The organism is Anabaenopsis arnoldii, assembly GCF_028331025.1.
GTDB classification, from domain to species: domain Bacteria; phylum Cyanobacteriota; class Cyanobacteriia; order Cyanobacteriales; family Nostocaceae; genus Anabaenopsis; species Anabaenopsis arnoldii.
On record NZ_JAQMUH010000146.1, the window covers coordinates 1 to 21,737 of the forward strand.

Genomic DNA, 21,737 nt, shown 5'->3' on the forward strand with positions numbered 1-21,737 from the left:
GATAGCGGTAGTCTTTCTTGTAAATCTTAAGAGAAATATCGCGTCTGGCTAAGGCGTGCAAGTCTACTAAGGGATAACCGCTCCCATGCTCCCGTTGAAGTAGAAAGTAAAGTCTAGCTTTGTCTAGGTTTTATCTAGCAGCAGAATAACCACAGAAGTTATTAATGGAGTATCTACTCATCCCCTGACTTCCCCTATCTGGACAAGTTGTAGACAACTTGCGCTAAAACCATCTATACTTGAGCGTTCACTTTAACCATGAGGAGGGAATTATTGCTGAATCACTGAATCTAACCGTGAGCCTGAGAGGCACTCGCGAAGTCCGGGATAACTGTCAGCTATTCCGCCTCACAGGTTTGTTAGACGCATTTTCTGAGCCGACGTTTCGCAAAGTACTGGGCACTAAAATTGATGATGGTCCAAAGCACATTATTCTGGATCTCTCACAAATTGACTTTGTTGATAGCTCCGGTTTGGGCGCTCTGGTGCAACTGGCTAAACAAGCTCAAACCGCCGGCGGTACTTTGCAAATTGTGACAAATGCCCGAGTAACTCAAACGGTCAAGCTGGTTCGCTTGGAAAAGTTTCTAGCCCTGCAAACTTCAGTTGATACGGCTTTAGAAAACATCAAGTAATCTTGATCGCTTTATAGAGTCCGGGGAAATGCCGATATCGTCGATTTGATGCGGAGTAAGACCGAAAAATCCCAAGCTAGAAAGGTGTCTGTCGATGAAACCGGCAGCCTACACTTACCTACAGGAGAGTGTGGGTAATTTACCGAAGCTCAAACATAACCTCTCTCCTGGTGAGAGAGGTTTAAAAATTAGCTAAAACAGCAAGAAGCCTCTGGGCTACCGTCAGGAAGGCGATCGCACTCAGTTACACAGGAGTTGACGACACCCCTGTGAACTAATGCCGGAAGCCAGATCACAGGATATGGAGGAAATGAGCAAAATATTTTGTTTGCGCCCATAAATTTGATAGAATAAGTCGGGTAGACCTCACCCCCATCGGTGTCTGAGCAGCCTCTGTCCACTAGCATTGCGATTATTGGTAAGCGACTGTATTCCACACAGTAGAAGTCAGTAGGCACATCTTGATTAATATTAAGTCGTCTCCGGGGTGGTCATCAGCTCGCGAAGAAGCCAGCATATCATCGGTGGGCCGTGAAATTTGTAGGAAGGTAAGAAATTTACATTCGGCAGTAGGGCATTAAGTGGACTTAAAACAAAGCCCATCGCCACCCAGTCTATGGGAGGCCTAGCCATAGCAATAGCTGGATTGGGTGAGAAGCCTACACTCAATTTCTCAAAGAAATTCAGTTAGGGGAGTATGTCACTGGGTGTCAACCTTGGAAGACATGACAGGTGGTATCGTCACTTTGAGATGCCTAATAATAGCCCAATAGTTTGATAAAATACATTAATACTCAAAATCAAGTGTCGATCAAAAAGGTTACAATTAGTCGGTAATATTTGACAGTCTCTTTTATGTTCGGTGTACCAACATGGCTGGCTTCAGAAGTCATCAATCTATGAAAGCTCTGTTGAAGATGCCTGCTAACTATAGCCCGTTGAGGAATGATGAATTTGTGACATCACAGGGACAAGAGCTATTAGAAGGGAAAAATGAACCCCCCCCGCCCAGTTCGTCTTGGCATCAAGCACTGTTGGCTACCACCGGGACACTACCTGTGCTTTCTCAGTCACAAATACAACAAATGTCGCCTTTGGCCTTGGCCTATATAGGTGATGCAATTTATGAATTGTATGTTAGGATGTTCTATCTGTTGCCAGTGCAACAGACCAAAACCTACCACTGTTTGGTGGTAGCACAGGTAAGAGCTGAAACACAAGCGCTACATTTGCGATCGCTGACTCCGCATCTGAGTCCAGCCGAATTAGAAATCGTCCGTCGAGGCCGTAATGCTGCTTCAGGACGGACTAAGCGGGTTGAACCCCAAATTTATCAACAAGCAACAAGTTTAGAAACTTTAATTGGCTACCTTTATCTTACGGATTTCCCCCGATTAACCGAATTGTTGCAAAAACTCCATCTAGAGAAATAGTCAGCGACTCAGTCTCAAGATAGGAAAGTCAGCACTTGGGGTTGACTAAATTCAAAGAACCCCAATCTCCCACTCATAAACTATACCCAAAACTTATATGGCTAACAAACCCAGGAAAGTCCAGACTCCTAGCGAAGCGAATCGCATCAAACCTATAAAATTAAAGGGGAAGCGTGTTATTACTAGTTCAGTGCGCAGTCCCCGCCTGAGTGACAGGGATAAAAAACCTGTCTCCAGAAGCACAAGCCAACATCCCATTAATACCCATTCATCCCCAGTAGCACAATCGCCAGAAAATAGTGATCTCATCTACGGTCGCCATCCAGTTTTGACTGCTTTGGAAAGTGAACGGGGACTGAACCGCATCTGGATTACTACTCGTTTACGTTACGACCACCGCTTTCATCATTTGCTCTTGCAAGCGAAGGAAAATGGCACAGTCATTGATGAAGTAGAGCCAAGACGCTTAGACCAAATCACCGATCAGGCCAATCACCAAGGTATTGCGGCGCAAGTAGCCCCCCACGCATATATTGAGTTACCTGATTTAATTGCACAAGCGAAATCTGTAACGGATCCTGTAATTGTCGTGGCTGAGGGAATTACTGACCCCCATAATTTGGGAGCAATTATTCGCACAGCCGAAGCCATAGGCGCTCAGGGTTTGGTGATCCCTCAAAGAAGGGCATCAGGAATTACTTCTACTGTGGTCAAAGTGGCCGCAGGTGCTTTAGAAAACTTTTCTGTAGCTAGAGTAGTTAATCTCAGTCGTGCCTTAGAAGAATTAAAAGAGGCGGGATTCTGGATTTATGGTACTGCTAGCACAGCCAGTGAACCCCTGCATACAGTTAAATTTACTGGACCTATCGTTTTAGTTATTGGTTCGGAAGGCGAAGGGCTGAGTATGCTCACGCAGCGCTCCTGCGATGTCTTGGTTTCAATACCCCTTTTAGGCAAAACCCCTAGTCTCAACGCCTCAGTAGCCGCTGGTATGGCGCTTTACGAAATCTATCGCCAAAGGTCATTAAACACTTTGTACCTAGATAAATTACAAAAACCCCTTTAAAAAAAAAGGGGTAAGTTTCCACCCATAGGAATGCTAGATGGGGATAAAAGCCAGGTGATAACGAAAATAGATGGGACTGATGCAAACGCAGGTTGATGAGAGAGTCAGGTGTTCATAGAGTCACAAATAGCTTCTCTTCATCTGGACTTTTACTACAATATATGTAGAATATTAACATAATGTAAAAGCAAGATCAGTACCATATCCTTTCCTTTAATATTCAGTACCACATTGATAAATCGGCTACAACTATGCAAACAATTTGGAATAACCTGAAGGAATCATTAACTAATCAGTTCCACAACATGGGTCTAGCCTGGTGGGTGGAAATTGTGACGCAAAATCCCCGGTGTACCTACTACTTCGGTCCATTTTTGAATTCTGCTGATGCTAAAGTGGCAATCAAGGGCTATGTAGAAGATTTGGAGGTTGAAGGGGCACAAGGAATACTTGTGAATGTCAAGCGGTGTAAACCCGGTACTTTAACAATTGCTGAAGACTTGGGGGAAAGGATTGACCGCAAAGTAAAGCCTGTCTTTAGCGGTCAGATATAATCAAAATTCAAGGGCTATCATGGTTCTCAGTCGGTTCCTCTGGGAACTATGCTTTTGGTATTTGAGCTATTCCTAAGCTGACAATTTTATAAACAAACCTATACTTATATAGACAAAAGTTAATTTCTCTTGAGTTAAAAAATCAACTACCTGATATATAATCGTCAGATATGAACTATTGAATTAAGACCATTGCCGACGGGCAAACCAAGCAATGATAGTGGTAGTCTAGTTTTGTCTAGGTTTGATATAGCAGATTCGGATTCGACAACGCCGGAATTTGTGTCTTTCGGTATATGACTTGCATGGTGAAAAATCTAAAATAGAATTATGGCAAGAATCCTAATTATTACTTGTAATCACAGATAAACGTAGTTGTAGAGCCATTGTCAAAGATGGAATGCCTTCCCATGAGGAATACATCTAAGTTTATCTGTGGTTTTTTCATGAGAATAATAGCGAATCGCGATCGCACAGCGGTGATTAATCAGCAGACCGGCGATACTGGGTTAATTTCCGGTCGGAAAACCTTCCAGGGGATCTTTGGGGAAGGTGTGAAAGTGTTTAACCCCATTAGTGGATGTTTACACGTCCCCAGATGTGACCATAGTGTAGTACAACAATTTGCCTTTTAGACTTGCTGAGGAATTATAAAAAGATAACTCTTGGTAATTATTCTAAGATATCCTTAGATAAGTGAGAGAATTGCCAAATAAATTAAGCATGAAGCTGGCAGAACGAGTAAGTAAGGTGACCCCTTCTTTGACCTTAGCGATCGCAGCTAAAGCTAAGGCCATGAAGGCTGAAGGAATAGACGTTTGTAGTTTCAGCGCTGGTGAACCAGATTTTGACACTCCGGCCCACATCAAAGCCGCAGCAGCCAAAGCCTTGGATTCAGGTAAAACCAAGTATGGCCCAGCAGCTGGAGAACCAAAGTTAAGGGAAGCGATCGCCCAGAAGCTGAAAACCGACAACGGTCTGAATTATCAGTCGGAGAATGTGATTGTCACCAACGGTGGTAAACATTCTTTATTTAACCTGATGTTAGCCCTGATTAATCCGGGGGATGAGGTAATATTCGGTGCCCCCTATTGGCTAAGTTATCCAGAAATGGTAACCTTGACTGGTGGGAAGTCAGTAATTCTCACCACAGATGCGACGACGGATTATAAAGTTACCCCTGAACAACTACGTCAAGCAATTACACCCAAAACTAAGTTATTTATTCTTAACTCTCCATCTAATCCTACTGGGATGGTCTACACCCCAGATGAGATTAAAGCACTGGCCCAAGTGATAGTGGATGCAGATATTTATGTAGTGTCTGATGAGATTTACGAAAAGATTCTCTACGACGGCGCAGAACATATCAGCATTGGTTCCCTAGGGGAAGCCATCTTTGAGCGCACCTTGATTAGTAACGGGTTTGCTAAAGCTTATTCTATGACTGGTTGGCGACTGGGTTATTTAGCAGGACCTGTGGAGATTATTCGATCTGCTATTTCTATTCAGGGACATAGTACATCTAATGTGTGTACTTTTGCTCAATATGGAGGGATCGCAGCTTTAGAAAGCTCTCAAGACTGTGTAGAATCCATGCGCCAAGCATTCGCCCAGCGGCGACAGGTAATGTTGGACAGACTCAACGCTATTCCGGGATTGAGTTGTAGTAAACCAGACGGTGCTTTTTACTTGTTTCCTGATATCAGTAAAACAGGTCTTAACTCCCTGGAATTCTCTAACGCCCTCTTAGAAACACAGCAAGTGGCTGTCATTCCAGGTATTGCCTTTGGTGCTGATCAAAACATTCGTTTGTCCTACGCCACGGATATGGACACGATCCAAAAAGGAATGGACAGGTTGGAGAAATTTGTGAGTTCCCTGGTTTAATCAACCGTATAACCTTACTCCTCAGTCTACCTCACAAGTTTGGCGGGAGTAAGGTCAAAAATTGACATATAATTTAGGCTATTTTAAATACTGGCGCTACCTCAAATCAATTAATTTGAAGTCTTATAAATTACCAGTAAATCTTAACCCTGAACCACCTAAAGCAACTTGTTAACAGCAGCAGTAAACTCTTCATAAGGGGAAACTCCCACAATAGTTTCTGCTAACTCACCATCCTTGAACATTAAAACTGCTGGAATGCTACGCAGACCAAACCTTTTAAAAATTGGCTTGTTATTGTCAACATCTACCTTTACCACCTGAAGGCGACCCTGATATTCCTCAGCGAGTTGTTCCATTAAGGGAGCGATAATACGACAAGGACCGCACCAAGTAGCAGTGAAATCAACAACAACAACTTTTTCAGTACCTAAAAGAGTATCAAATTCACTACCTTCAACATAAGCAACTGTATCAGTGGACATTAATTAAAGTCTCCTATTAAAACTGAGAGTAAAAACGTAACTGTAAAAACTATACTACTTTGTTGCGAGTCAAGAAACCATCATCTATGACTGGCTTTCTATTTTCATATATGAAACAAAATCAAAAGACTATAACTTACTCACAGGTAATACATCTAAGTCATATAATTGACATAGACATTCCCCAATGGCCAGGTGATCCCCCAGTGGAATTTACCACCGTCGCCAACATCCCAGAGGATGGCTATTACCTACGGCGTTTCACCATAGGAGAACACAGTGCTACTCACATTAATGCACCCAAAAGTTTTTATCCTCATAGTGTGGGAATTGACCAATACCCCGCTGAGTCCCTAGTGTTACCTGCGGTAGTTATCCACATCTGCGCAGATGCAAAGTTAAATCCTGATTACGCCTTGACTGTTGCTGATGTTTTGGCTTGGGAGAAAAAAAATGGTGAAATTCCTCCTGGTAGTTTAGTATTGCTTCATACTGGCTGGGAAAATAAATGGTTAGATAAAAAGCAATTTTTTAACCAAGATCCTCAAGGAAATATGCACTTTCCCGGTTTTAGCTATGATGCAACTGAGTTTCTGTTAGAACAAAGACAAATTGCTGGTTTAGGAACTGATACCCATGGGGTAGACCCTGGACAAGATAACAGCTTTAATATTAACCGTCTGGTATTGGCACAGCAGAGGATTATTTTGGAAAATCTCACCAACTTACAGCACTTACCACCAAAGGGTACTACTTTAATCATTGGTGTGTTGAGGTTGCGGGATGGTTCGGGTTCTCCTGTGGGGGTGTTAGCTTTAGTCCCATAGAATGGGAATTCGTGGTTTTTACTTCTATGACCTGAATGGTCATAATTTAGAACCTGTAAATAAAACTGCAGGAGCAGTCCAGATTGATTAATCTCGACTACTCCTGCTACACCCCTTGCACAATCAAAAGATACCACTTTGAAAACCGGTATGTGTGCCAAATTGCCAAATAACCGTGTTTTCCCCATGCATTACCTGGGTGAAACACTGGGTTTATTTGTGATTTCTGAAGATGTTGGCTTTCCTTGGTCATATTTTCTCACATAGCTAGAGCGATCGCCTTGAGGACTTAGACATCGATAATGGCATCAGCAATGGTTTTTTGTAACTGAGATGGCACTACCCCCCATGAATTTGGTTAAGGATGCTTGGGGGTCGATGTCGATGAGGAGAACGCAGTGCATTTCAACCTCTGTGGTGCTGTAGTGGTTCTCAAGGATGCAGGTGATAGGCGTAACCCGGATTTCTCACTACTCCTCAATTACTTTAGTCCTTGTGCGGAGTTTTGCTTTGAAGTGTGATTTTTAAAGAATTATGGGACACTCCTAACTGGATAATAAAGTTGTGTTAGGGTGTGAGAAATGATTCCAGAATTTGACGTAAATGGTAATTTACCATCAGGGGTGCATTGGGCAGAATGGTCGGACTTTTTAGAAATATTTGGGACAAATTTGATTAGACAGCGCATGATAGACGGTCTTGAACTGGCAATGACGCAACTAAAAGCAGCAGGCTGTAGAACTATTTATATTGATGGTAGTTTCGTTACCAGTAAACCACAACCAGGAGACTTTGATGCCTGTTGGGAGGATAATGGAGTTGATATAAACTACCTAGAATTGATTGCTCCTAGTTTATTTAATTTTGCGCTGCGGCGTGCCGAACAAAAAATTAAGTACAAGGGTGAAATTTTTCCGTCAAATTATCCAGCTAATGATTCCGGTACAGCCTACATAGATTTTTTTCAATTTGATACCAGGACGAATACGCGCAAAGGAATTATTGCTATAGATTTACAAAGGTGGAAACCATGATGATCAAAAATGAGCAACAGTATCAAAATTCCTTAGCTTGGTTGCAACGCTTTGAACAGTCTATAGCGGAATTGGATGACAATGAACAATTGAAGGCAGAACCAAAACGGTGGAAACTTCACAGAGATTCATATCAGAGTCAAGTTGACGAGTTAAAGTCAGAAATCACCGAATACGAAAGACTGATTAATTGCGACACCAGTAAACCTTTAAAAATTCAAGTTGATTCTTTAAATAAACTGCCAGATGCTTTAATTAAAGTTCGGTTAGCAGCCAAAATTACTCAGCGAGAACTTGCTGATAGATTAGGAATTGCTGAACAAAGAGTCAAGGAATATGAGGATACAGATTATCAATGTGCCAGTTTTGTAGAAATTCTCGAAGTCAGCACCGCTTTGGGTGTCGAATTTGAAACGGCAACTGTGCAAGTAGATTTTGCGCAAATAGAAGCAGTTAAAAAAAGCGTGGATAAATGGCGCAAAGAAAAAATGAATATTAAAACTAAAGCCTCATAAGTATGGTTGACATTTTAATTAATAAGTTCAAAATTATATGATGGGGAATTAGTAGCACCTGAACAGAAAACCGATATAAGCAGCATTTTGGTCGCAATGCTAGTTTATTAATAGACGTTTCGACACCTGAATCTCAAAACACAATTATGCGTCCCCCGGTGTTGACGGTGGTGGTCTACCGGAAGATTCCTGATTGTCCTCGGAAGCGGATGCTGTTTCTGAAGCGAGTTTTTCTATTTCTTGTAGAAGTTCTTGCGTCTTCTGCTCGGCTCTTTTGCGAGCTTCTGGTGACATTTTCGCTTGAAGTATTTTAAAAGATTTAGCCATTAGAGTTCATCCCGCTATTTCAAAGTAAGCAGATGAGATGCATACTGCGCCTCTGCTACAGGAATATTCTTCTCGTACCACCGATTATCTCCAGTCTTATCTCCACCAACAAGGAGAATGGCAGTACGGTTGGGGTCAAAAGCATAAAGTACGCGAAAAGGACGACCTGTGTGCTGAATACGCAATTCGCGCAGGCGAGAAACCTGAGAACCATTGATTTTAGAGCTATAGGGGTGGGGAAGTATCGGACCCATCTTTTCAAGTAAACCGACTACGGCTTTAACGTCGATTTGTTCCTCCTCGCTCAAAGTATCCCACCACGCACCAAATTTGTCAGTATACTCTATGCACCATTCCGTTGTTTGTTCCGTAGTGGGGAAGGAGCATCGTACCTGAGAATACTTTTTAGTTTTCTTAAAACTTGCGTTTTGACCCCGGTTCTTGAGTTGGCTGCGATTTACCATGTTTCCTCCCTTGTTTACATTCAGACACACGAATCCTATGGATTCCGATTCTTATGTGTTGAACAAAATGGGAGAAATCAACTAAGTCATCGCCGCACTAAGCCTCGATAAACAACTCAACGAACTACTTGTTTGCCAGTCACAAGCACAACTGGGGTTGTAACTTGACTAGACAAATATGGGTTAACACAACAAATGTAACATTGCCTTGTTGTCAATGTCAATATAACGCCTATCAATGACTTTGCTCATTTTTAAATTTTTATACGTTCTGTGTTCTGTGAATATTATTGGCACTGGGACAAAGGGTTTTATCGCTCTTGATTTTATTCGTGAAGCACCATCGGCCTATGATGCAATTTCTAGCGCCATAAATGATGTCAGAAAGGCTATTCCACAAGCGGAGATTATGGAGGTATCACCCAATTTTGTTGGTGTAACAGATGTCGCGAAGCTTTTGGGATGCTCTCGACAAAATCAGGACTTACTATCAAAAAGCATTTCAGACCCTCCCCTGCTATCTACCTATCCATTACCCGGATCTTTCTTAACATTCGTGAGAGCGATCGCTCGCAAACCCCCAAACCTTAATCCTCCGTTGATGATTCTCAAGAAAATAAGGGTTTTATCAAGAAGAATAAGGTACATTTTGTCAAGAGTAGGGAAATTTTCAAGCGTTGAAACCGTGTCCACATAAATGTTCCAAGATTGTTAAGAAAAATGTGGGTAATGAATAGCCTTACAAGGGGAGGGTGAGGGTGGGGTAAAATAATATTCGATAGTAGGAGCGAAACCGAAATCAATATGTTCCCTGAGCGAAGTCGAAGGGAACAATAATAAGGGCGAGGAAGTGAGGTTAAGAGAACCGCAAGAGATTTTAGAGATTATTGGGGGGATAGTGGTTTCGACTTCGCTCAACCACCGAAATCAATACAGACCACATATCGACTTCACCCTTGCGACCACCGGGTTTGGGTTGTGGAATCATGTCGCTGAGAAATTCATAAAGCTCAATACTACGGACTGCTGACAGAAGTGAGGGGGAAAATCTGATGGTCTAAGAGGATGTTTGGAAAGTCAAGAAAAGCTCAAGTAACGATATTCTGTCAGTAGATAAAAACGCGACAGAGTTACTTGAGCCATGTCTAAATCATACCCAACAGACTTGACCGATGAACAGTGGGAATTGCTATCAGTGCTGATACCCCCAATAAATTTGGGGTGTCGTCCCCGTCGGGTTGACCTACGCGCTGTGATTAGTGCCATATTTTATGTTCTCTGTGCGGGTTGTCCATGGCGGATGTTGCCAAATGACTTCCCAAAATGGCAAACGGTATAATATTGGTGCTGATTTGGGTTGATGCTGGGTATCAAGGTGAACGCTTTATGAGATGGGTGATGGATACGTATCACTGGGTTTTGGAGGTTATACGTCGTCCGGTTAATACTAAAGGCTTTGTTCTGTTACCAAAGCGTTGGGTTGTCGAGCGTAGTTTTGGTTGGTTTATATGCTGTGGTTTTTTGTAAAATGGACGGAGTAAGTTGTCAGTTGACAATTCACTCTGTAGGAATTAAGATTATAGTGTCTATTAAGTAATGGCAAATAAACACCCCCATAAAGAGATACGAGCAGCGTTGAATTATGCTGTTGAGCAAGGCTGGAAAGTTGAAGAAGGTGGCTCTCATGCTTGGGGTAAAATCTATTGCCCTTACAAAGATTCTGAATGTAGATGTGGGGAATTTTGCATTACTAGTATTTGGAGTACCCCTAGAAATCCTACTAACCATGCAAAGCAGATTCGTCGAGTAGTGGATAAGTGTATTTATCAACAAGAAAAGAAATGATTACTTCTGAGGAAAGGGTAATATTAGATGCGAGAATATGAATTTACTCTGAAATTCAAACTGCCAAATCCTATGACTGATACTGGTATGTTTGTCGATGCCCTTTATGAATCGGGCTGTGATGATGCTATTATTGGCACTGGGACAAAGGGTTTTATCGCTCTTGATTTTATTCGTGAAGCACCATCGGCCTATGATGCAATTTCTAGCGCCATAAATAATGTCAGAAAGGCTATTCCACAAGCGGAGATTATGGATGCATCACCAAATTTTGTTGGTGTAACAGATGTCGCGAAGCTTTTGGGATGCTCTCGACAAAATATTCAAAAGTTACTATCAAAAAGCATTTCAGACCCTCCCCCTGCTATCTACGGAGGGTCGCAGTCTGTCTGGTATCTCCTTGATATCCTTACCTGGTTGATTGAACACAAGAACTATCACATCGACGAATCTTTGGTAGAAATTGCTAAAACCACTAAGAGTTTAAATCTTGTCAAACAGTTGCAAATGCTCGACTCTGACACGCACAGAAAATTTCAGGATCTTGTTTGTGCTAAGAAATAAATATTTAGCCTTGTCAATTCATAAACAAGGTATCAATGTGTAACTCATATCTTCTTTTCCTCCTGGGTGCGAAAAAAAGGGAGGAGCAAAACAAACGCCCATCCCCCAAAAATCAACTAGTTAATTAAGATTAGGTTCCAGACTGCCAAGAATTGATATACTCAACTTGCCCAGGAGTTAAGCTATCAATGTAAATACCCATAGCTTGCAACTTCAAACGAGCAATTTCTTGATCAACTTCTACAGGAATAGAGTGTAACCCAGGCTCTAATTTACCTTGATTCTTCACCAGGTATTCACAAGCTAAGGCTTGGTTAGCAAAACTCATGTCCATAACGGCGCTGGGGTGTCCTTCCGCAGCGGCGAGGTTAACTAAACGACCTTCACCTAAGACAATTACAGATTTACCACTGTTGAGTATGTACTGTTGGGTGAAGGGACGGACTGTTTTAATTTCTTTGGCTTGACCGGCTAAATATTTGAGGTCAATTTCAATATCAAAGTGACCGGAGTTACAAACGATCGCACCATCTTTCATGATATCGAAATGTTCGCCTCGAACCACGTGTTTATTACCGGTGACAGTAATAAATAAATCGCCTTCGGGCGCTGCTTCGGACATGGGTAATACCCGGAAACCATCCATAACCGCTTCAATGGCTTTGATGGGGTCAATTTCGGTAACAATGACGTTAGCGCCTAAACCACGGGCCCGTAAAGCAGTACCTTTACCACACCAGCCATAACCAGCAACTACGATGGTTTTACCAGCTAATAAGATATTTGTCGCCCGGATAATACCATCTAGGGTTGATTGACCTGTACCATAGCGATTATCGAAGAAGTGCTTGGTGTCAGCGTCGTTAACATTCATGGCGGGGAATGTGAGAACGCCATCGTTGAACATGGCGCGTAACCGCACGATTCCGGTGGTGGTTTCTTCGGTTGTCCCAATTAAATCGCCAATTTGGTGTTGACGGTGTTGCACTAAATCGGCTACTACATCACTACCGTCATCAATGATAATGTTGGGGCGATGATCTAAGGCGATTTGCACATGGCGGTTATAGGTCGCTGCGTCTTCGCCTTTAATGGCAAATACTGGAATTTCGTAATCGGTGACTAAGCAAGCTGCTACGTCATCTTGAGTTGATAAGGGGTTACTGGCGATTAAAACTGCATCAGCACCGCCAGCTTTGAGGGCGATCGCTAAATGTGCTGTTTCTGTGGTCACGTGGGCGCAAGCTACAAGGCGTAAACCAGCAAAGGGCTTTTCTTGCTCAAAGCGATCGCGTATCTGCTTTAATACTGGCATTTCCCGGCCAGCCCAGTCAATACGCTGTCTTCCCAAGGGAGCTAGGGCGAGGTCTTTAACCTCGTGCTTTAGTCGGGGAGAAGTTGCAGTCATTAAAAATTTCCTCAGAAAAATCAAAAAAGTTACGTAAAAATCACGTACCTTACTAGGGTATTGTACAGCTGATGATTTTGGCTTGTATTCACCAACAACCTTGTTAATTGTACTTTGTTCTAGGTTGACATTGCATGGTTTTCAGGTTAACCTCATCCCTAATTTTTGTGAGGAGTGGATCAAGATCATCTGTTACTTTAGGGAGGTATTTGAGTGCGCTTTCAAATTTTGGCGATCGCCAAGCAAGTCCTATGGTCAAATTTTGGTAATTTTGAGCATAAACAGACACTTTTAGGCGAAGGTCGCCTTAGTAATACCAGCAGTGCTGCCAAGTACAAATCAGGTAACAAGTTATCTCATCCAGCCTCTCTCACACCTAGAAAGGGGGTATCCTCCAAAAGGATTTTAGCTAGAGGTATGATAGTGACCATTGCCAGTTCAATGGCGATCGCTGTTGTTTCTATACCAAAAGCCTCCGCTCAACTCCCCATTTTGCCTTTTCTACAATCTCCCAGTACAATCGGTAGTGATGCAGATAATAGAATTGTGTCTGGCTGGATTTATCTAGATGGTTACCCAGTATTTCAAATAGCAGCAACCAGAACGAATTTTCCGGAGCGTTCCCGGAATATACAACAAAATCTCAATCAAATCCGCCAAAATTACCTAAGTTCCTCTGAACGAAATATTAACATTGAGACCGAGATACTGAATAACTCACCAGTAATTTATGTCAATGGTCAATACCTGATGACTGTGACAATGGAAGATGCCAGACTACGAAGAGAAGAACCATCTGTATCCGCAGTTCAAATTACCGAAGAGTTAAAAAAAGCCTTGCAACGAGCAGGTAAAGAGCGCACAACTGAAATTTTAATCGATCAAGGTAAGGTTACAGTTGGGGTGGGAGTGTTAATGATTGCGTTGAGTGGGGGAGTCTATTACCTTCAACGCCGTTTAAAAGAACATTCGCAACACCCCATCCTACCCATAGCAGATAATGCTCAACAGCTAACCACCCAACTACATGAACAGCAAGATCGAGATATTCAAGAAGTTAAAACCAGACTGTTTCAATTAACTCAAACCGGGATTTGGTCTGGTGGATTTCTGTTCATATTGGGTCTATTTCCTTATACCAGAGTATTTCAGGTAGGTATCATTACAGCTGCTCAAATTCCTATAGCATTGGTCGTGATCATAGTAGGAGTTTATGTCGCCACCCGGTTCACCTATGCGCTGATTGACCGGTTGACCTCGACTTTGATCAGCACTGGTGTTTTATTAAATACAGAAGCTTCCAGACGGATGGAACTACGAGTTTCTACATTTTCCGGTGTGACTAAAAGCATTATCACTGGAATTTGGTTAGTGGTCGGCATCTTACTATCTCTGCTGTCCTTGGGTATAGATATTGTTCCCCTGCTAGCAGGTGCGGGTTTAATTGGTGTGGCTGTGTCTCTAGCTTCCCAAAGCTTAATTAAAGATGCGATTAACGGTTTTCTGATCATTTTTGAAGACCAGTATGCTTTGGGTGATGTGATTGCTGTGGGGGATGTAGGAGGATTAGTAGAAAATCTCAATCTGCGGGTTACCCAGCTACGGGATGCCGAAGGGCGTTTGATTACGATTCCCAATAGTGAAATTAAAGTGGTTGCTAATCTTTCTAGCCGTTGGTCACGAGCCGATTTAACTATTCCAGTTGCCTATGAAAATAATATTGATGATGCCATGGAGTTGATTAAACAGGTAGGCTCGCAGATGAATCAAGATCCTCTCTGGAAACCTCAAATACTGGAAATGCCTCAAGTTCTAGGAATAGATAACTTTGGCGATCGCGGTTTAATGATTCGTGTGTGGATCAAGACACTACCACTTAAACAGTGGGATGTGGGGCGCGAGTTTCGTCGGCGCTTAAAAATCGCCTTTGATCAAGCTGGATTGTCAATTCCTGTACCTCAACAAGGTATTTGGCTGAATCAAGGTGAATTGCCGCACTCAAAAATCAATGGCAAATCTGAGTGATCAAGTAATTCACAGATCCCCGACTATTTGCAAAAGTCGGGGAGTCAGAGTCTTCTGTACCTATATGATTTATTAGTGAGCGATTAAATAATTCAACTGTGGCTAAGAGTACTTTTTATCACTAAAACTTATAGGAGACAAATTAGAACATTTGTACTATAATAGATTGCAGCGCGAATATTGCCTAACAAAGAGCAAAGGTTTGCTGCAACAGACTTCTGGAAGATGGATTTAAGGGTTAGTCCAATGATCAAGCATTATATTCTCAACCTCGATCCGACTGCCCGGCACGAATGGGACAGGTGTACTTTACGTGACCCACTGACGGCGCAACGTCCGGATATTGCTCAATTAATAGCTGAAGCTGTTGGTAATGAAACTGGTAGTTATTTAGTGAGTGTGAATATCGAAGTACAAGTTTTAGAGCAAGCTGTAGCGCCACCATCCGAACAACTCTCACGACCATTTCCAGAAATAAACATCCCCTCACAAATGCGAGAAGTGGCGTAGTAACATCACCCCAGCCCTTAACAGGACTGTTCATTAGCCCTGAACTATCATCAAACCTTGTGGGATGTGTCGAAACAGTGTCAGGGCTACACAGCTTATACCGATTGTCCCACCCTGTGGGACAATAGTTGAGCTATTTGCTGATTAATAGCTTTGATATCAAAACGCTGACAAGCGATTTCCCTGGAGTAACTGGCTATATTGGTAGTGATTTCTGTATCTTGAAGACAGGTATTAATCACTTGTGCTAACTCTTCAGGTAAACCTGGTGTGACCAGAAAACCGTTAACCCCGTGTTCTATTAATTCCATCGCTCCCCCAGCTTTTGCAGCTACCACAGGCCTACCGCATAACATAGCCTCAACAATAACTCTTCCAAAGGGTTCTGGGGCTATTGATGTATGTGCTACCAAGTGACAAGCTCCCATTAGCTGGGGGACATCCCCACGAAATCCTAAGAATTTAACCCGGTTTTCTAGTCCTAACCTTGTGACTTGTGCATGGAGTTCTTGGACATAATCTTGTTCACCAAACAGAGCATCACCAACTAAAATTACTGACACTTCTGGCGGACATTGAGACAAAGCAGCAATTAAAATATGTTGACCCTTCCAAGGTGCAAGCCGGCTGAAGTGTCCAACTATAAATTTTCCCTCTAGTCCTAAACGTTGCTGTAATTCTTTAACTTCAGATGCAGAAGTTTGATAATTTTCGCTATCAAACCCATTATAAACAATTGTGGTGAGTTTTGAGTTTCCCCCTGCTTGGATAAATGCCCTTTGACTAGCTTGGGAATTAGCAATTACTAATGAGGCCAAACGATTTGCTAAAGTAACGGCAATCCGCAGGTTGGTTGGGCTAAAATGTTCTGAGGAAAGAATATCGTGTAAATGATAAACTAAGGGACGACGAGCTAACAAGCTAGCCAGTGCGCCAATAACTAAGGCTTTTTGTGTGTTGGCGTAGATCAGATCATATTTCTTTGCTGTTTGTACCACTTTAGCTAACAGTGGTATAAGTTGTCTGAAACTAGCCAAAGCTTGTAGAAAATTGCTTTGTTTATGAACTGGTATTGCTTGAGCGGCGAAAACTTCTACAGGGATATGATGCTGTTGAAGTAAGTTTGTAAAATGGCCATCTGCGAACAATCCGACCAAGGCTTGTTGTTTATAGGGTTTAGCAATATCTATTAGACAAAGTTCTGCACCGCCAGGTTTACCACTCTGGTCTAAAAATAAAATTTTCATAGAAATATCTGATTATTGATAAAGTTATTAAAGCTCTTCTGTGTCGGCAATTAGAGTTGATATAGAACATAAATACAGCACATTTCATCTGAGTAGGTACAAGGGCGGGCAAGATGCCCACCCCACAAGATGTATGATCTTTATGCTCGATACTACCTCCGGCTGATTTGAATTTCAAGGCCGATTTAAAGACATAGAGAAATTGGATCTGGAAACTACATCTACAGCTAAATTATTGACTTTTATCGTACCATTTAACTGTTCAACTATGTATGTTGATACAACTGTTTCTGAGCATTTATTATGCCACCAATTTAGCGATTTTTGGTGCATTTCTTCCATAAGTTGTGGATTGTGTAATAGTTGTTTTAAGACTTTTGACCATTCGCGCCCATCTTTAATTTGAATTACAGGTGCTCCATCTAAATACCAGCGAGAAGGTAAAGCTTCTGTGACTAGGACACAACCATATTTCATCCCTTCAAATAAGCGCGTTGTTTCAAAAGATGTGCCTCTAGGAACAAGACATATTTTTGTATCCATCATAATTTCACTATAGCTGCGCTCATCTTGGCTAGTTCGGTCATGAAAGCCAGCGGTAATCCCTAATTCAACTCTAAAATTTTGGTTTTGGCGTTGGAATTTGATGACGTTTGAGATCATCAGTTTCCGTGCTAAACTTTTGGGAGTTCCTAACCAACGCTTAAAACACCATATCGGATAATTTACGTGGACAACACTACCAGAAAAGTAAGTATCATATAGACGTTCTTGGAGAGGCTTGATAGGTAAATGTTTAGAATTATTATACCCTAGAGGAATATCATAAATTTGAGTTATTTTACCTTTACCTAAGAACCAACTTTTGAAGTTTTGAAATTGATAGTTGACTAAGCCGGGTAAGCAAACAAATAAAATTCTGATAAATTGAATTAATGTCAGTAAGTTGATCCAAGAAGGCTGAAGTATAGGATTACATCCTAAAATGGGGCGGGTACCTATACACTTAAATACAGCTTTTACTTTATGACAATATTTTGGTATACGATACCATTCGTCTCCGATGATCAAAACAACGACATTCTCACCGTAGGAGGGGATTTCATCCATTGCATCCCAGGTGACGTAAAATACTAGACCAGTTAGAGTCGAATTTTCTTCTATGGCTTGAAATACTTTACAAACATAGTCAGCCAAGCTAAATTTAATTGGTGGATTGGTCTGGTATATATCCCAAGGAATTGGTTTTTGACCTTTTTTGATGTAGATGTAGTATTGATTAGCTAGTAAAGTATTCACAACCATGGTGCGCTCTGGGGTGTAGTATGTAAGGATTTCTGGTTACAGTGATTTGAATTAGGGATTTTGCAGCAGCAATTATTATTTTTTTGTTGCTTTTAAGCCAAGATAATTTGACGCACTTGTTGAGCGATTTTTTCCCAATTGAAGTTAGTGACAGCATACTGAAGACAACTCTCACGCGAAGGGGTTGATATTTGTCCTAGTAATATCTCTTCTAATTTTTCAGCAATAGCTGAAGCTGTGTGAGATGTGGTAATTAATTCTGGGGAAAACGGTTGTAAAATTTCTGGCATACCACCCACGGGTGTACACATAACTGGTGTTCCACAAGCTAAAGATTCCACAATTGCTAATCCAAATCCTTCAAAAGATTGGCTAGGTATAACAGTTAGGTTAGCTGCTTGGTAAGCTACAGGTAACTTTTCATCTGGCAGAAAACCTAAAAATTTGACGTTGTTTTCTAAGCCTAAATCTTTAACTTGTTGTGTTAGAGATTCTTGCATATGACCCCGACCTGCGATCGCCAACCAAACATCAGGTATTTTTGGTCTAATAATCGCCATAGCGGCTAATAATTTATCTACACCTGTGCGATGAACTAAACGCCGGGATGTAAATAAAATCGGGCGATTCTCTGGCCAGCCGAGTTGTTGACGAGCTGCAGTTGGCAGTAGCTTAGGTTGGAATTTATTAATATTAACTCCACCGGGGATTACATGGATTTTCTTTAATGGAACTTCATATTGTCTATGTAGAATATTAGCAAATGCTTGACTGAGAACAATAAAGCGATCGCAACGGTTATAAGTTGCTTGTTCTATCAGCCATCGCTTCACAAAAAAACTGAATTTATTACTAACTGTTTCCTCCTGACTTTCAGAAGCCCATGGTCCATGAAAGTTAAAAGTTATGGGTACGCCTTTGGGTAAAAGATCCAAAATTGGAAAGCTATATAAGGCAAAATGCAGATTAACAGCATCCGGTTGACTAACTCGTGTTGTTTTAAAGTTATTACGAATAGTTCCTAGTCGTTGCAAGATTCCCTGATTTGGATCGGCTAAGTTAGTCAACTTTATGGGTAAATTTAGTTGAGATTCTGGTAGACCAACTCCGCACAGTTCCACTTTGTCTTGATTGGCTGCTAATGTATGAGTTAGTTCATAAATGTACCTTTCTAATCCGCCGGGATTTTGAGGAAACCAACCTGTTCCCAGGGTGAGAATAGATGCAGGTGTTGTTTTAAATTTTTCTTTTTTACTTTCCACCTACTACTTAGCTCCTATGATCTAGATGGATGCTAGTCTTATCTCCTGCTATTATCTAGAAAATCAGTCATTTTCATCCCCTAATCTATAGAGTCTTTAAGTATGTGTTTTTTGCATGAATATTCATTTTTTCATGAGGATTATTTGTTATGAAATAAGGTATTTAATGATTGATATAATATAAATTCTGTATGATGTATCACAGATTTAAACTGGTAAATTTTGTATCTATTATAGCTGTAGTCATAATTTTGACTTCTCTGGTATTTGCCAATCATGAGGTTAATAGCAGAACCCCTCAACGGACATATCAAACCTCTTGGATTGGTAATACCTTTGGTGGTGGAGAAAAATGGGTACAAAATTATATTCAGGCCATGTATGTTGCACCCAATGGTACAGTTTATACTAATAGTCTCTGGGATGAAGCAGGTAGAGAGGCGGGAATATACAAAGATGGTGATGTGATTGGGAGATTGGCGGATCTTCACGGTTGGGGTCGTCTCGGAGGACAGGCTGTGACAGCCAATGATAAATATGTTTATATTGGCATGCGCCAAGATTTTGTGAATAGGAAAGATCAAGACTATCCCCCAGAAGGGACAACTTGGCATTGTGTCAGACGCTACCACTTATCTGGGAAATCCGCACCCTTTGCTCAAGGACGTGGCTGGGATAAAAGTATGTTAATTGTCAGTAACCAAAGTCCAGTTACTGGATTAGCAACTAGGGGAAATGAATTATATGTTAGTGATGCTGCTACTAACCGTCTGCGTGTGTATAATACAGAAACCATGCAGGAAATACGCAGCTTTAGCGTTGGTAGTCCGGGGGGGATAGCTGTTGATAGACAGGGTAACCTCTGGATTATTAAAACCAAACAAGGGAGTAATCCCGCTAAAATTGTCCATTATTCCCGGGAAGGAAAGCGGTTACCCCAGGAAATAACCAATATTGTAGAACCCAGTGCGATCGCAGTTGATCTGCAAAACCGAATTTTGGTAGGAGAAAATGGTCCTCGTCAGCAAGTGCTGATTTACCAAGTTAAAGATCAACCTGTTCTGGTGAGTACCTTCGGTACTCCGGGGGGAGTTTATGCGGGTGTTAGTGGTGAAATCCAAGATTTAAAACTGTACGGTTTGACGGGAGTCGGTACAGATTTTGCAGGTAATATCTATGTAAATAGTAATGGGTTTAACAACTCAGGTACAGATTTACGCAAGTTTTCATCATCAGGAAAATTATTATGGCAGTTAATGGGATTGATGTTTGTTGATAATGCTGATGCTGACCCCACCAGTGATGGAGTACGCTTATTTACCAAACAAGAAGAATTCTTGATGGATTATAGTCAACCTGCGGGTAAGCAATGGACTTATAAAGCCTACACCTTAAATCCTTTCAAATATCCCCAAGATCCACGGTTACATACCTCCCCTGATGCTACTTGGGTGCGTCGTATCCAAGGGAAACCGTTTATTTTCCTGGTTGATATGTATGAAAGTTTTCTGCAAATTTATCGCTTTAATCCTCAGACGGATGGTAAAATCGCGATTCCGTCGGGAATGTTTGTGGGAACTCGTGGGGGTGGGGGAAAATCAATTCTGGGAAATTGGCCTCCTGATCAGCCACAAGAGGGAGAATGGATTTGGCGCGATCGCAACAATAACGGTAAGTTTGATCGCATCGAATACGACAACACCAAAGATTATCCCTACATTGGCGGATGGTGGGTAGATACTCAAGGGGATGTGTGGAAAACCGTACGAACTAAGGAGGGTATCCGACACTATCCTTTACAGGGACTAGATGACCATGGTAACCCCATCTATACCTACGCATCCATGGAAAAGGAAGCAACCCCGACTATGTTTACCGATTTGCGGCGGATTGAGTATTTACCCGAAACCGATACCATGTATTTATCAGGCTTTACGCTAGATCATCCAGCGGTTGGAGATGATACTAAAGTTGTGGGTTCTGAGATTGTGCGTTTTGATAATTGGAGTCGGGGAAATAGAACACCCCGTTGGCGGATAGTAGTTCCCTACGATAATACCGGTAAACGTGAAGTTTCTACCTCAGCCATGAGTGTAACGGGTGACTATGTTTTTGCTGTGACGGGTAAAACCGCAAAAGTATATATATATAATGCCAGAACCGGGGCGTTTGTGAAAAACTTAACACCCGGTCCAGAAGTTGCATCGGAAAGTGGTTGGATTGATATCCCCTATGGGATTCGTGCTATGCGACGAAATAATCGTGAGTATCTCCTATTTGTAGAAGAAAATGCCAAAGGTAAAGTGATTATCTATCGCTTCAGACTGTAACTATATCATCT

At 41.7% G+C, this 21,737-nt stretch carries 25 protein-coding genes and 1 pseudogene; 18 read left to right on the forward strand and 8 right to left on the reverse strand.

Annotation, left to right across the window (positions count from 1 at the left end; genetic code table 11):
- Window positions 1-239: 239 nt before the first annotated feature.
- Window positions 240-635 (forward strand): STAS domain-containing protein, encoded by a 396-nt coding sequence (locus PN457_RS13100; RefSeq protein WP_271733798.1) that lies wholly within the window; start codon window positions 240-242, stop codon window positions 633-635.
- A 188-nt stretch (window positions 636-823) separates the two neighbouring features.
- Here PN457_RS13100 and PN457_RS13105 read toward each other — a convergent pair whose 3' ends face one another.
- Window positions 824-1,093 (reverse strand): hypothetical protein, encoded by a 270-nt coding sequence (locus PN457_RS13105; RefSeq protein ID WP_271733799.1) that lies wholly within the window; start codon window positions 1,091-1,093, stop codon window positions 824-826.
- Window positions 1,094-1,552: 459 nt separating this feature from the next.
- Between PN457_RS13105 and PN457_RS13110 the strand changes: the two genes are divergently transcribed.
- From PN457_RS13110 to PN457_RS13130, 5 genes and pseudogenes are all read left to right on the forward strand, one after another.
- Complete coding sequence (locus tag PN457_RS13110; protein ID WP_280805616.1) at window positions 1,553-2,068, forward strand: Mini-ribonuclease 3; 516 nt, start codon at window positions 1,553-1,555, stop codon at window positions 2,066-2,068.
- Window positions 2,069-2,165: 97 nt separating this feature from the next.
- Window positions 2,166-3,134, forward strand: a complete 969-nt coding sequence (gene rlmB, locus PN457_RS13115; protein ID WP_271733800.1) for a 23S rRNA (guanosine(2251)-2'-O)-methyltransferase RlmB — start codon at window positions 2,166-2,168, stop codon at window positions 3,132-3,134.
- 251 nt (window positions 3,135-3,385) lie between these two features.
- Entirely contained in the window at window positions 3,386-3,688 is a 303-nt protein-coding gene (locus PN457_RS13120; protein WP_271733802.1) for a DUF1816 domain-containing protein, read from the forward strand.
- 470 nt (window positions 3,689-4,158) lie between these two features.
- A pseudogene (locus PN457_RS13125) lies at window positions 4,159-4,303 on the forward strand (class I fructose-bisphosphate aldolase); the annotation flags it as partial.
- Between the two features lie 108 nt (window positions 4,304-4,411).
- Window positions 4,412-5,578, forward strand: a complete 1,167-nt coding sequence (locus PN457_RS13130; protein ID WP_271733803.1) for a pyridoxal phosphate-dependent aminotransferase — start codon at window positions 4,412-4,414, stop codon at window positions 5,576-5,578.
- A gap of 158 nt (window positions 5,579-5,736) precedes the next feature.
- On the opposite strand, the gene trxA is transcribed toward PN457_RS13130, so the two are convergent.
- The gene (gene trxA, locus PN457_RS13135; RefSeq protein ID WP_271733804.1) at window positions 5,737-6,063 is read right to left on the reverse strand and encodes a thioredoxin; all 327 of its coding nucleotides are present in this window, start codon (window positions 6,061-6,063) and stop codon (window positions 5,737-5,739) included.
- Between the two features lie 110 nt (window positions 6,064-6,173).
- Between trxA and PN457_RS13140 the strand changes: the two genes are divergently transcribed.
- The 4 genes from PN457_RS13140 (at window position 6,174) to PN457_RS13155 (ending at window position 8,439) form a co-directional block, all read left to right on the forward strand.
- A complete protein-coding gene (locus PN457_RS13140; protein ID WP_271733805.1) occupies window positions 6,174-6,890 on the forward strand; it encodes a cyclase family protein in 717 nt (238 codons plus the stop codon).
- Between the two features lie 398 nt (window positions 6,891-7,288).
- Entirely contained in the window at window positions 7,289-7,411 is a 123-nt protein-coding gene (locus tag PN457_RS13145; protein WP_271733806.1) for a hypothetical protein, read from the forward strand.
- A 60-nt stretch (window positions 7,412-7,471) separates the two neighbouring features.
- Complete coding sequence (locus PN457_RS13150) at window positions 7,472-7,924, forward strand: DUF6932 family protein (protein WP_271733807.1); 453 nt, start codon at window positions 7,472-7,474, stop codon at window positions 7,922-7,924.
- A complete protein-coding gene (locus PN457_RS13155) occupies window positions 7,921-8,439 on the forward strand; it encodes a helix-turn-helix transcriptional regulator (protein WP_334310765.1) in 519 nt (172 codons plus the stop codon). The genes PN457_RS13150 and PN457_RS13155 overlap by 4 nt, the downstream gene beginning before the upstream one ends.
- A gap of 144 nt (window positions 8,440-8,583) precedes the next feature.
- Here the strand turns inward: PN457_RS13155 and PN457_RS13160 are convergent, their stop codons facing one another.
- The gene (locus tag PN457_RS13160; protein ID WP_229476245.1) at window positions 8,584-8,766 is read right to left on the reverse strand and encodes a hypothetical protein; all 183 of its coding nucleotides are present in this window, start codon (window positions 8,764-8,766) and stop codon (window positions 8,584-8,586) included.
- Between the two features lie 14 nt (window positions 8,767-8,780).
- Window positions 8,781-9,230: a type II toxin-antitoxin system RelE/ParE family toxin gene (locus tag PN457_RS13165; protein WP_334310767.1), complete on the reverse strand. Its 450-nt coding sequence runs from the start codon at window positions 9,228-9,230 to the stop codon at window positions 8,781-8,783.
- Window positions 9,231-9,468: 238 nt separating this feature from the next.
- Between PN457_RS13165 and PN457_RS13170 the strand changes: the two genes are divergently transcribed.
- The 5 genes from PN457_RS13170 to PN457_RS13190 all read left to right on the forward strand — a co-directional run bounded on the left by PN457_RS13170 (window position 9,469) and on the right by PN457_RS13190 (window position 11,639).
- Entirely contained in the window at window positions 9,469-9,927 is a 459-nt protein-coding gene (locus tag PN457_RS13170; RefSeq protein ID WP_271733808.1) for a hypothetical protein, read from the forward strand.
- 444 nt (window positions 9,928-10,371) lie between these two features.
- Window positions 10,372-10,569 carry a transposase gene (locus PN457_RS13175; RefSeq protein ID WP_271733809.1) on the forward strand — a complete coding sequence of 66 codons (198 nt, stop codon included), beginning with the start codon at window positions 10,372-10,374 and terminating at the stop codon, window positions 10,567-10,569.
- A complete protein-coding gene (locus PN457_RS13180) occupies window positions 10,554-10,757 on the forward strand; it encodes a transposase (protein ID WP_271733810.1) in 204 nt (67 codons plus the stop codon). Before PN457_RS13175 ends, PN457_RS13180 begins: the two co-directional genes overlap by 16 nt.
- A 69-nt stretch (window positions 10,758-10,826) precedes the next feature.
- Window positions 10,827-11,075 carry a hypothetical protein gene (locus PN457_RS13185; RefSeq protein WP_200987771.1) on the forward strand — a complete coding sequence of 83 codons (249 nt, stop codon included), beginning with the start codon at window positions 10,827-10,829 and terminating at the stop codon, window positions 11,073-11,075.
- A 72-nt stretch (window positions 11,076-11,147) separates the two neighbouring features.
- The gene (locus PN457_RS13190; RefSeq protein WP_271733811.1) at window positions 11,148-11,639 is read left to right on the forward strand and encodes a helix-turn-helix transcriptional regulator; all 492 of its coding nucleotides are present in this window, start codon (window positions 11,148-11,150) and stop codon (window positions 11,637-11,639) included.
- A 130-nt stretch (window positions 11,640-11,769) separates the two neighbouring features.
- Here PN457_RS13190 and ahcY read toward each other — a convergent pair whose 3' ends face one another.
- Window positions 11,770-13,047 (reverse strand): adenosylhomocysteinase, encoded by a 1,278-nt coding sequence (ahcY, locus tag PN457_RS13195; protein WP_271733813.1) that lies wholly within the window; start codon window positions 13,045-13,047, stop codon window positions 11,770-11,772.
- 441 nt (window positions 13,048-13,488) lie between these two features.
- On the opposite strand from ahcY, the gene PN457_RS13200 reads away from it, so the two are divergent.
- Together PN457_RS13200 and PN457_RS13205 are read left to right on the forward strand one after the other, a co-directional pair.
- Complete coding sequence (locus tag PN457_RS13200) at window positions 13,489-15,072, forward strand: mechanosensitive ion channel family protein (RefSeq protein WP_271733827.1); 1,584 nt, start codon at window positions 13,489-13,491, stop codon at window positions 15,070-15,072.
- Between the two features lie 246 nt (window positions 15,073-15,318).
- Window positions 15,319-15,582, forward strand: coding sequence for a hypothetical protein (locus PN457_RS13205; protein ID WP_271733814.1), 264 nt, complete (start codon window positions 15,319-15,321; stop codon window positions 15,580-15,582).
- A 95-nt stretch (window positions 15,583-15,677) separates the two neighbouring features.
- On the opposite strand, the gene PN457_RS13210 is transcribed toward PN457_RS13205, so the two are convergent.
- The 3 genes from PN457_RS13210 to PN457_RS13220 form a co-directional block, all read right to left on the reverse strand.
- Window positions 15,678-16,829 carry a glycosyltransferase family 4 protein gene (locus tag PN457_RS13210; RefSeq protein WP_271733815.1) on the reverse strand — a complete coding sequence of 384 codons (1,152 nt, stop codon included), beginning with the start codon at window positions 16,827-16,829 and terminating at the stop codon, window positions 15,678-15,680.
- A gap of 174 nt (window positions 16,830-17,003) precedes the next feature.
- A complete protein-coding gene (locus PN457_RS13215; protein WP_271733816.1) occupies window positions 17,004-18,134 on the reverse strand; it encodes a glycosyltransferase in 1,131 nt (376 codons plus the stop codon).
- A gap of 92 nt (window positions 18,135-18,226) precedes the next feature.
- Window positions 18,227-19,396 (reverse strand): glycosyltransferase family 4 protein, encoded by a 1,170-nt coding sequence (locus PN457_RS13220; RefSeq protein WP_271733817.1) that lies wholly within the window; start codon window positions 19,394-19,396, stop codon window positions 18,227-18,229.
- A 194-nt stretch (window positions 19,397-19,590) separates the two neighbouring features.
- Here PN457_RS13220 and PN457_RS13225 point away from each other — a divergent pair, with 194 nt between their 5' ends.
- Window positions 19,591-21,726, forward strand: coding sequence for an NHL repeat-containing protein (locus PN457_RS13225; protein WP_271733828.1), 2,136 nt, complete (start codon window positions 19,591-19,593; stop codon window positions 21,724-21,726).
- Window positions 21,727-21,737: the final 11 nt, after the last annotated feature.

Coding starts and splice junctions, on each gene's coding strand:
- PN457_RS13190 (WP_271733811.1), top strand. CDS start 11,148: ATGACTGATACTGGTATGTTTGTCGATGCCCTTTATGAATCGGGCTGT.
- PN457_RS13155 (WP_334310765.1), top strand. CDS start 7,921: ATGATGATCAAAAATGAGCAACAGTATCAAAATTCCTTAGCTTGGTTG.
- ahcY (WP_271733813.1), bottom strand. CDS start 13,047: ATGACTGCAACTTCTCCCCGACTAAAGCACGAGGTTAAAGACCTCGCC.
- PN457_RS13165 (WP_334310767.1), bottom strand. CDS start 9,230: ATGGTAAATCGCAGCCAACTCAAGAACCGGGGTCAAAACGCAAGTTTT.
- PN457_RS13185 (WP_200987771.1), top strand. CDS start 10,827: ATGGCAAATAAACACCCCCATAAAGAGATACGAGCAGCGTTGAATTAT.
- PN457_RS13170 (WP_271733808.1), top strand. CDS start 9,469: ATGACTTTGCTCATTTTTAAATTTTTATACGTTCTGTGTTCTGTGAAT.
- PN457_RS13205 (WP_271733814.1), top strand. CDS start 15,319: ATGATCAAGCATTATATTCTCAACCTCGATCCGACTGCCCGGCACGAA.
- PN457_RS13130 (WP_271733803.1), top strand. CDS start 4,412: ATGAAGCTGGCAGAACGAGTAAGTAAGGTGACCCCTTCTTTGACCTTA.
- PN457_RS13175 (WP_271733809.1), top strand. CDS start 10,372: ATGTCTAAATCATACCCAACAGACTTGACCGATGAACAGTGGGAATTG.
- rlmB (WP_271733800.1), top strand. CDS start 2,166: ATGGCTAACAAACCCAGGAAAGTCCAGACTCCTAGCGAAGCGAATCGC.
- PN457_RS13225 (WP_271733828.1), top strand. CDS start 19,591: ATGTATCACAGATTTAAACTGGTAAATTTTGTATCTATTATAGCTGTA.
- PN457_RS13210 (WP_271733815.1), bottom strand. CDS start 16,829: ATGAAAATTTTATTTTTAGACCAGAGTGGTAAACCTGGCGGTGCAGAA.
- PN457_RS13160 (WP_229476245.1), bottom strand. CDS start 8,766: ATGGCTAAATCTTTTAAAATACTTCAAGCGAAAATGTCACCAGAAGCT.
- PN457_RS13150 (WP_271733807.1), top strand. CDS start 7,472: ATGATTCCAGAATTTGACGTAAATGGTAATTTACCATCAGGGGTGCAT.
- PN457_RS13140 (WP_271733805.1), top strand. CDS start 6,174: ATGAAACAAAATCAAAAGACTATAACTTACTCACAGGTAATACATCTA.
- PN457_RS13215 (WP_271733816.1), bottom strand. CDS start 18,134: ATGGTTGTGAATACTTTACTAGCTAATCAATACTACATCTACATCAAA.
- PN457_RS13180 (WP_271733810.1), top strand. CDS start 10,554: ATGGCAAACGGTATAATATTGGTGCTGATTTGGGTTGATGCTGGGTAT.
- PN457_RS13200 (WP_271733827.1), top strand. CDS start 13,489: ATGGCGATCGCTGTTGTTTCTATACCAAAAGCCTCCGCTCAACTCCCC.
- PN457_RS13120 (WP_271733802.1), top strand. CDS start 3,386: ATGCAAACAATTTGGAATAACCTGAAGGAATCATTAACTAATCAGTTC.
- PN457_RS13110 (WP_280805616.1), top strand. CDS start 1,553: ATGCCTGCTAACTATAGCCCGTTGAGGAATGATGAATTTGTGACATCA.
- trxA (WP_271733804.1), bottom strand. CDS start 6,063: ATGTCCACTGATACAGTTGCTTATGTTGAAGGTAGTGAATTTGATACT.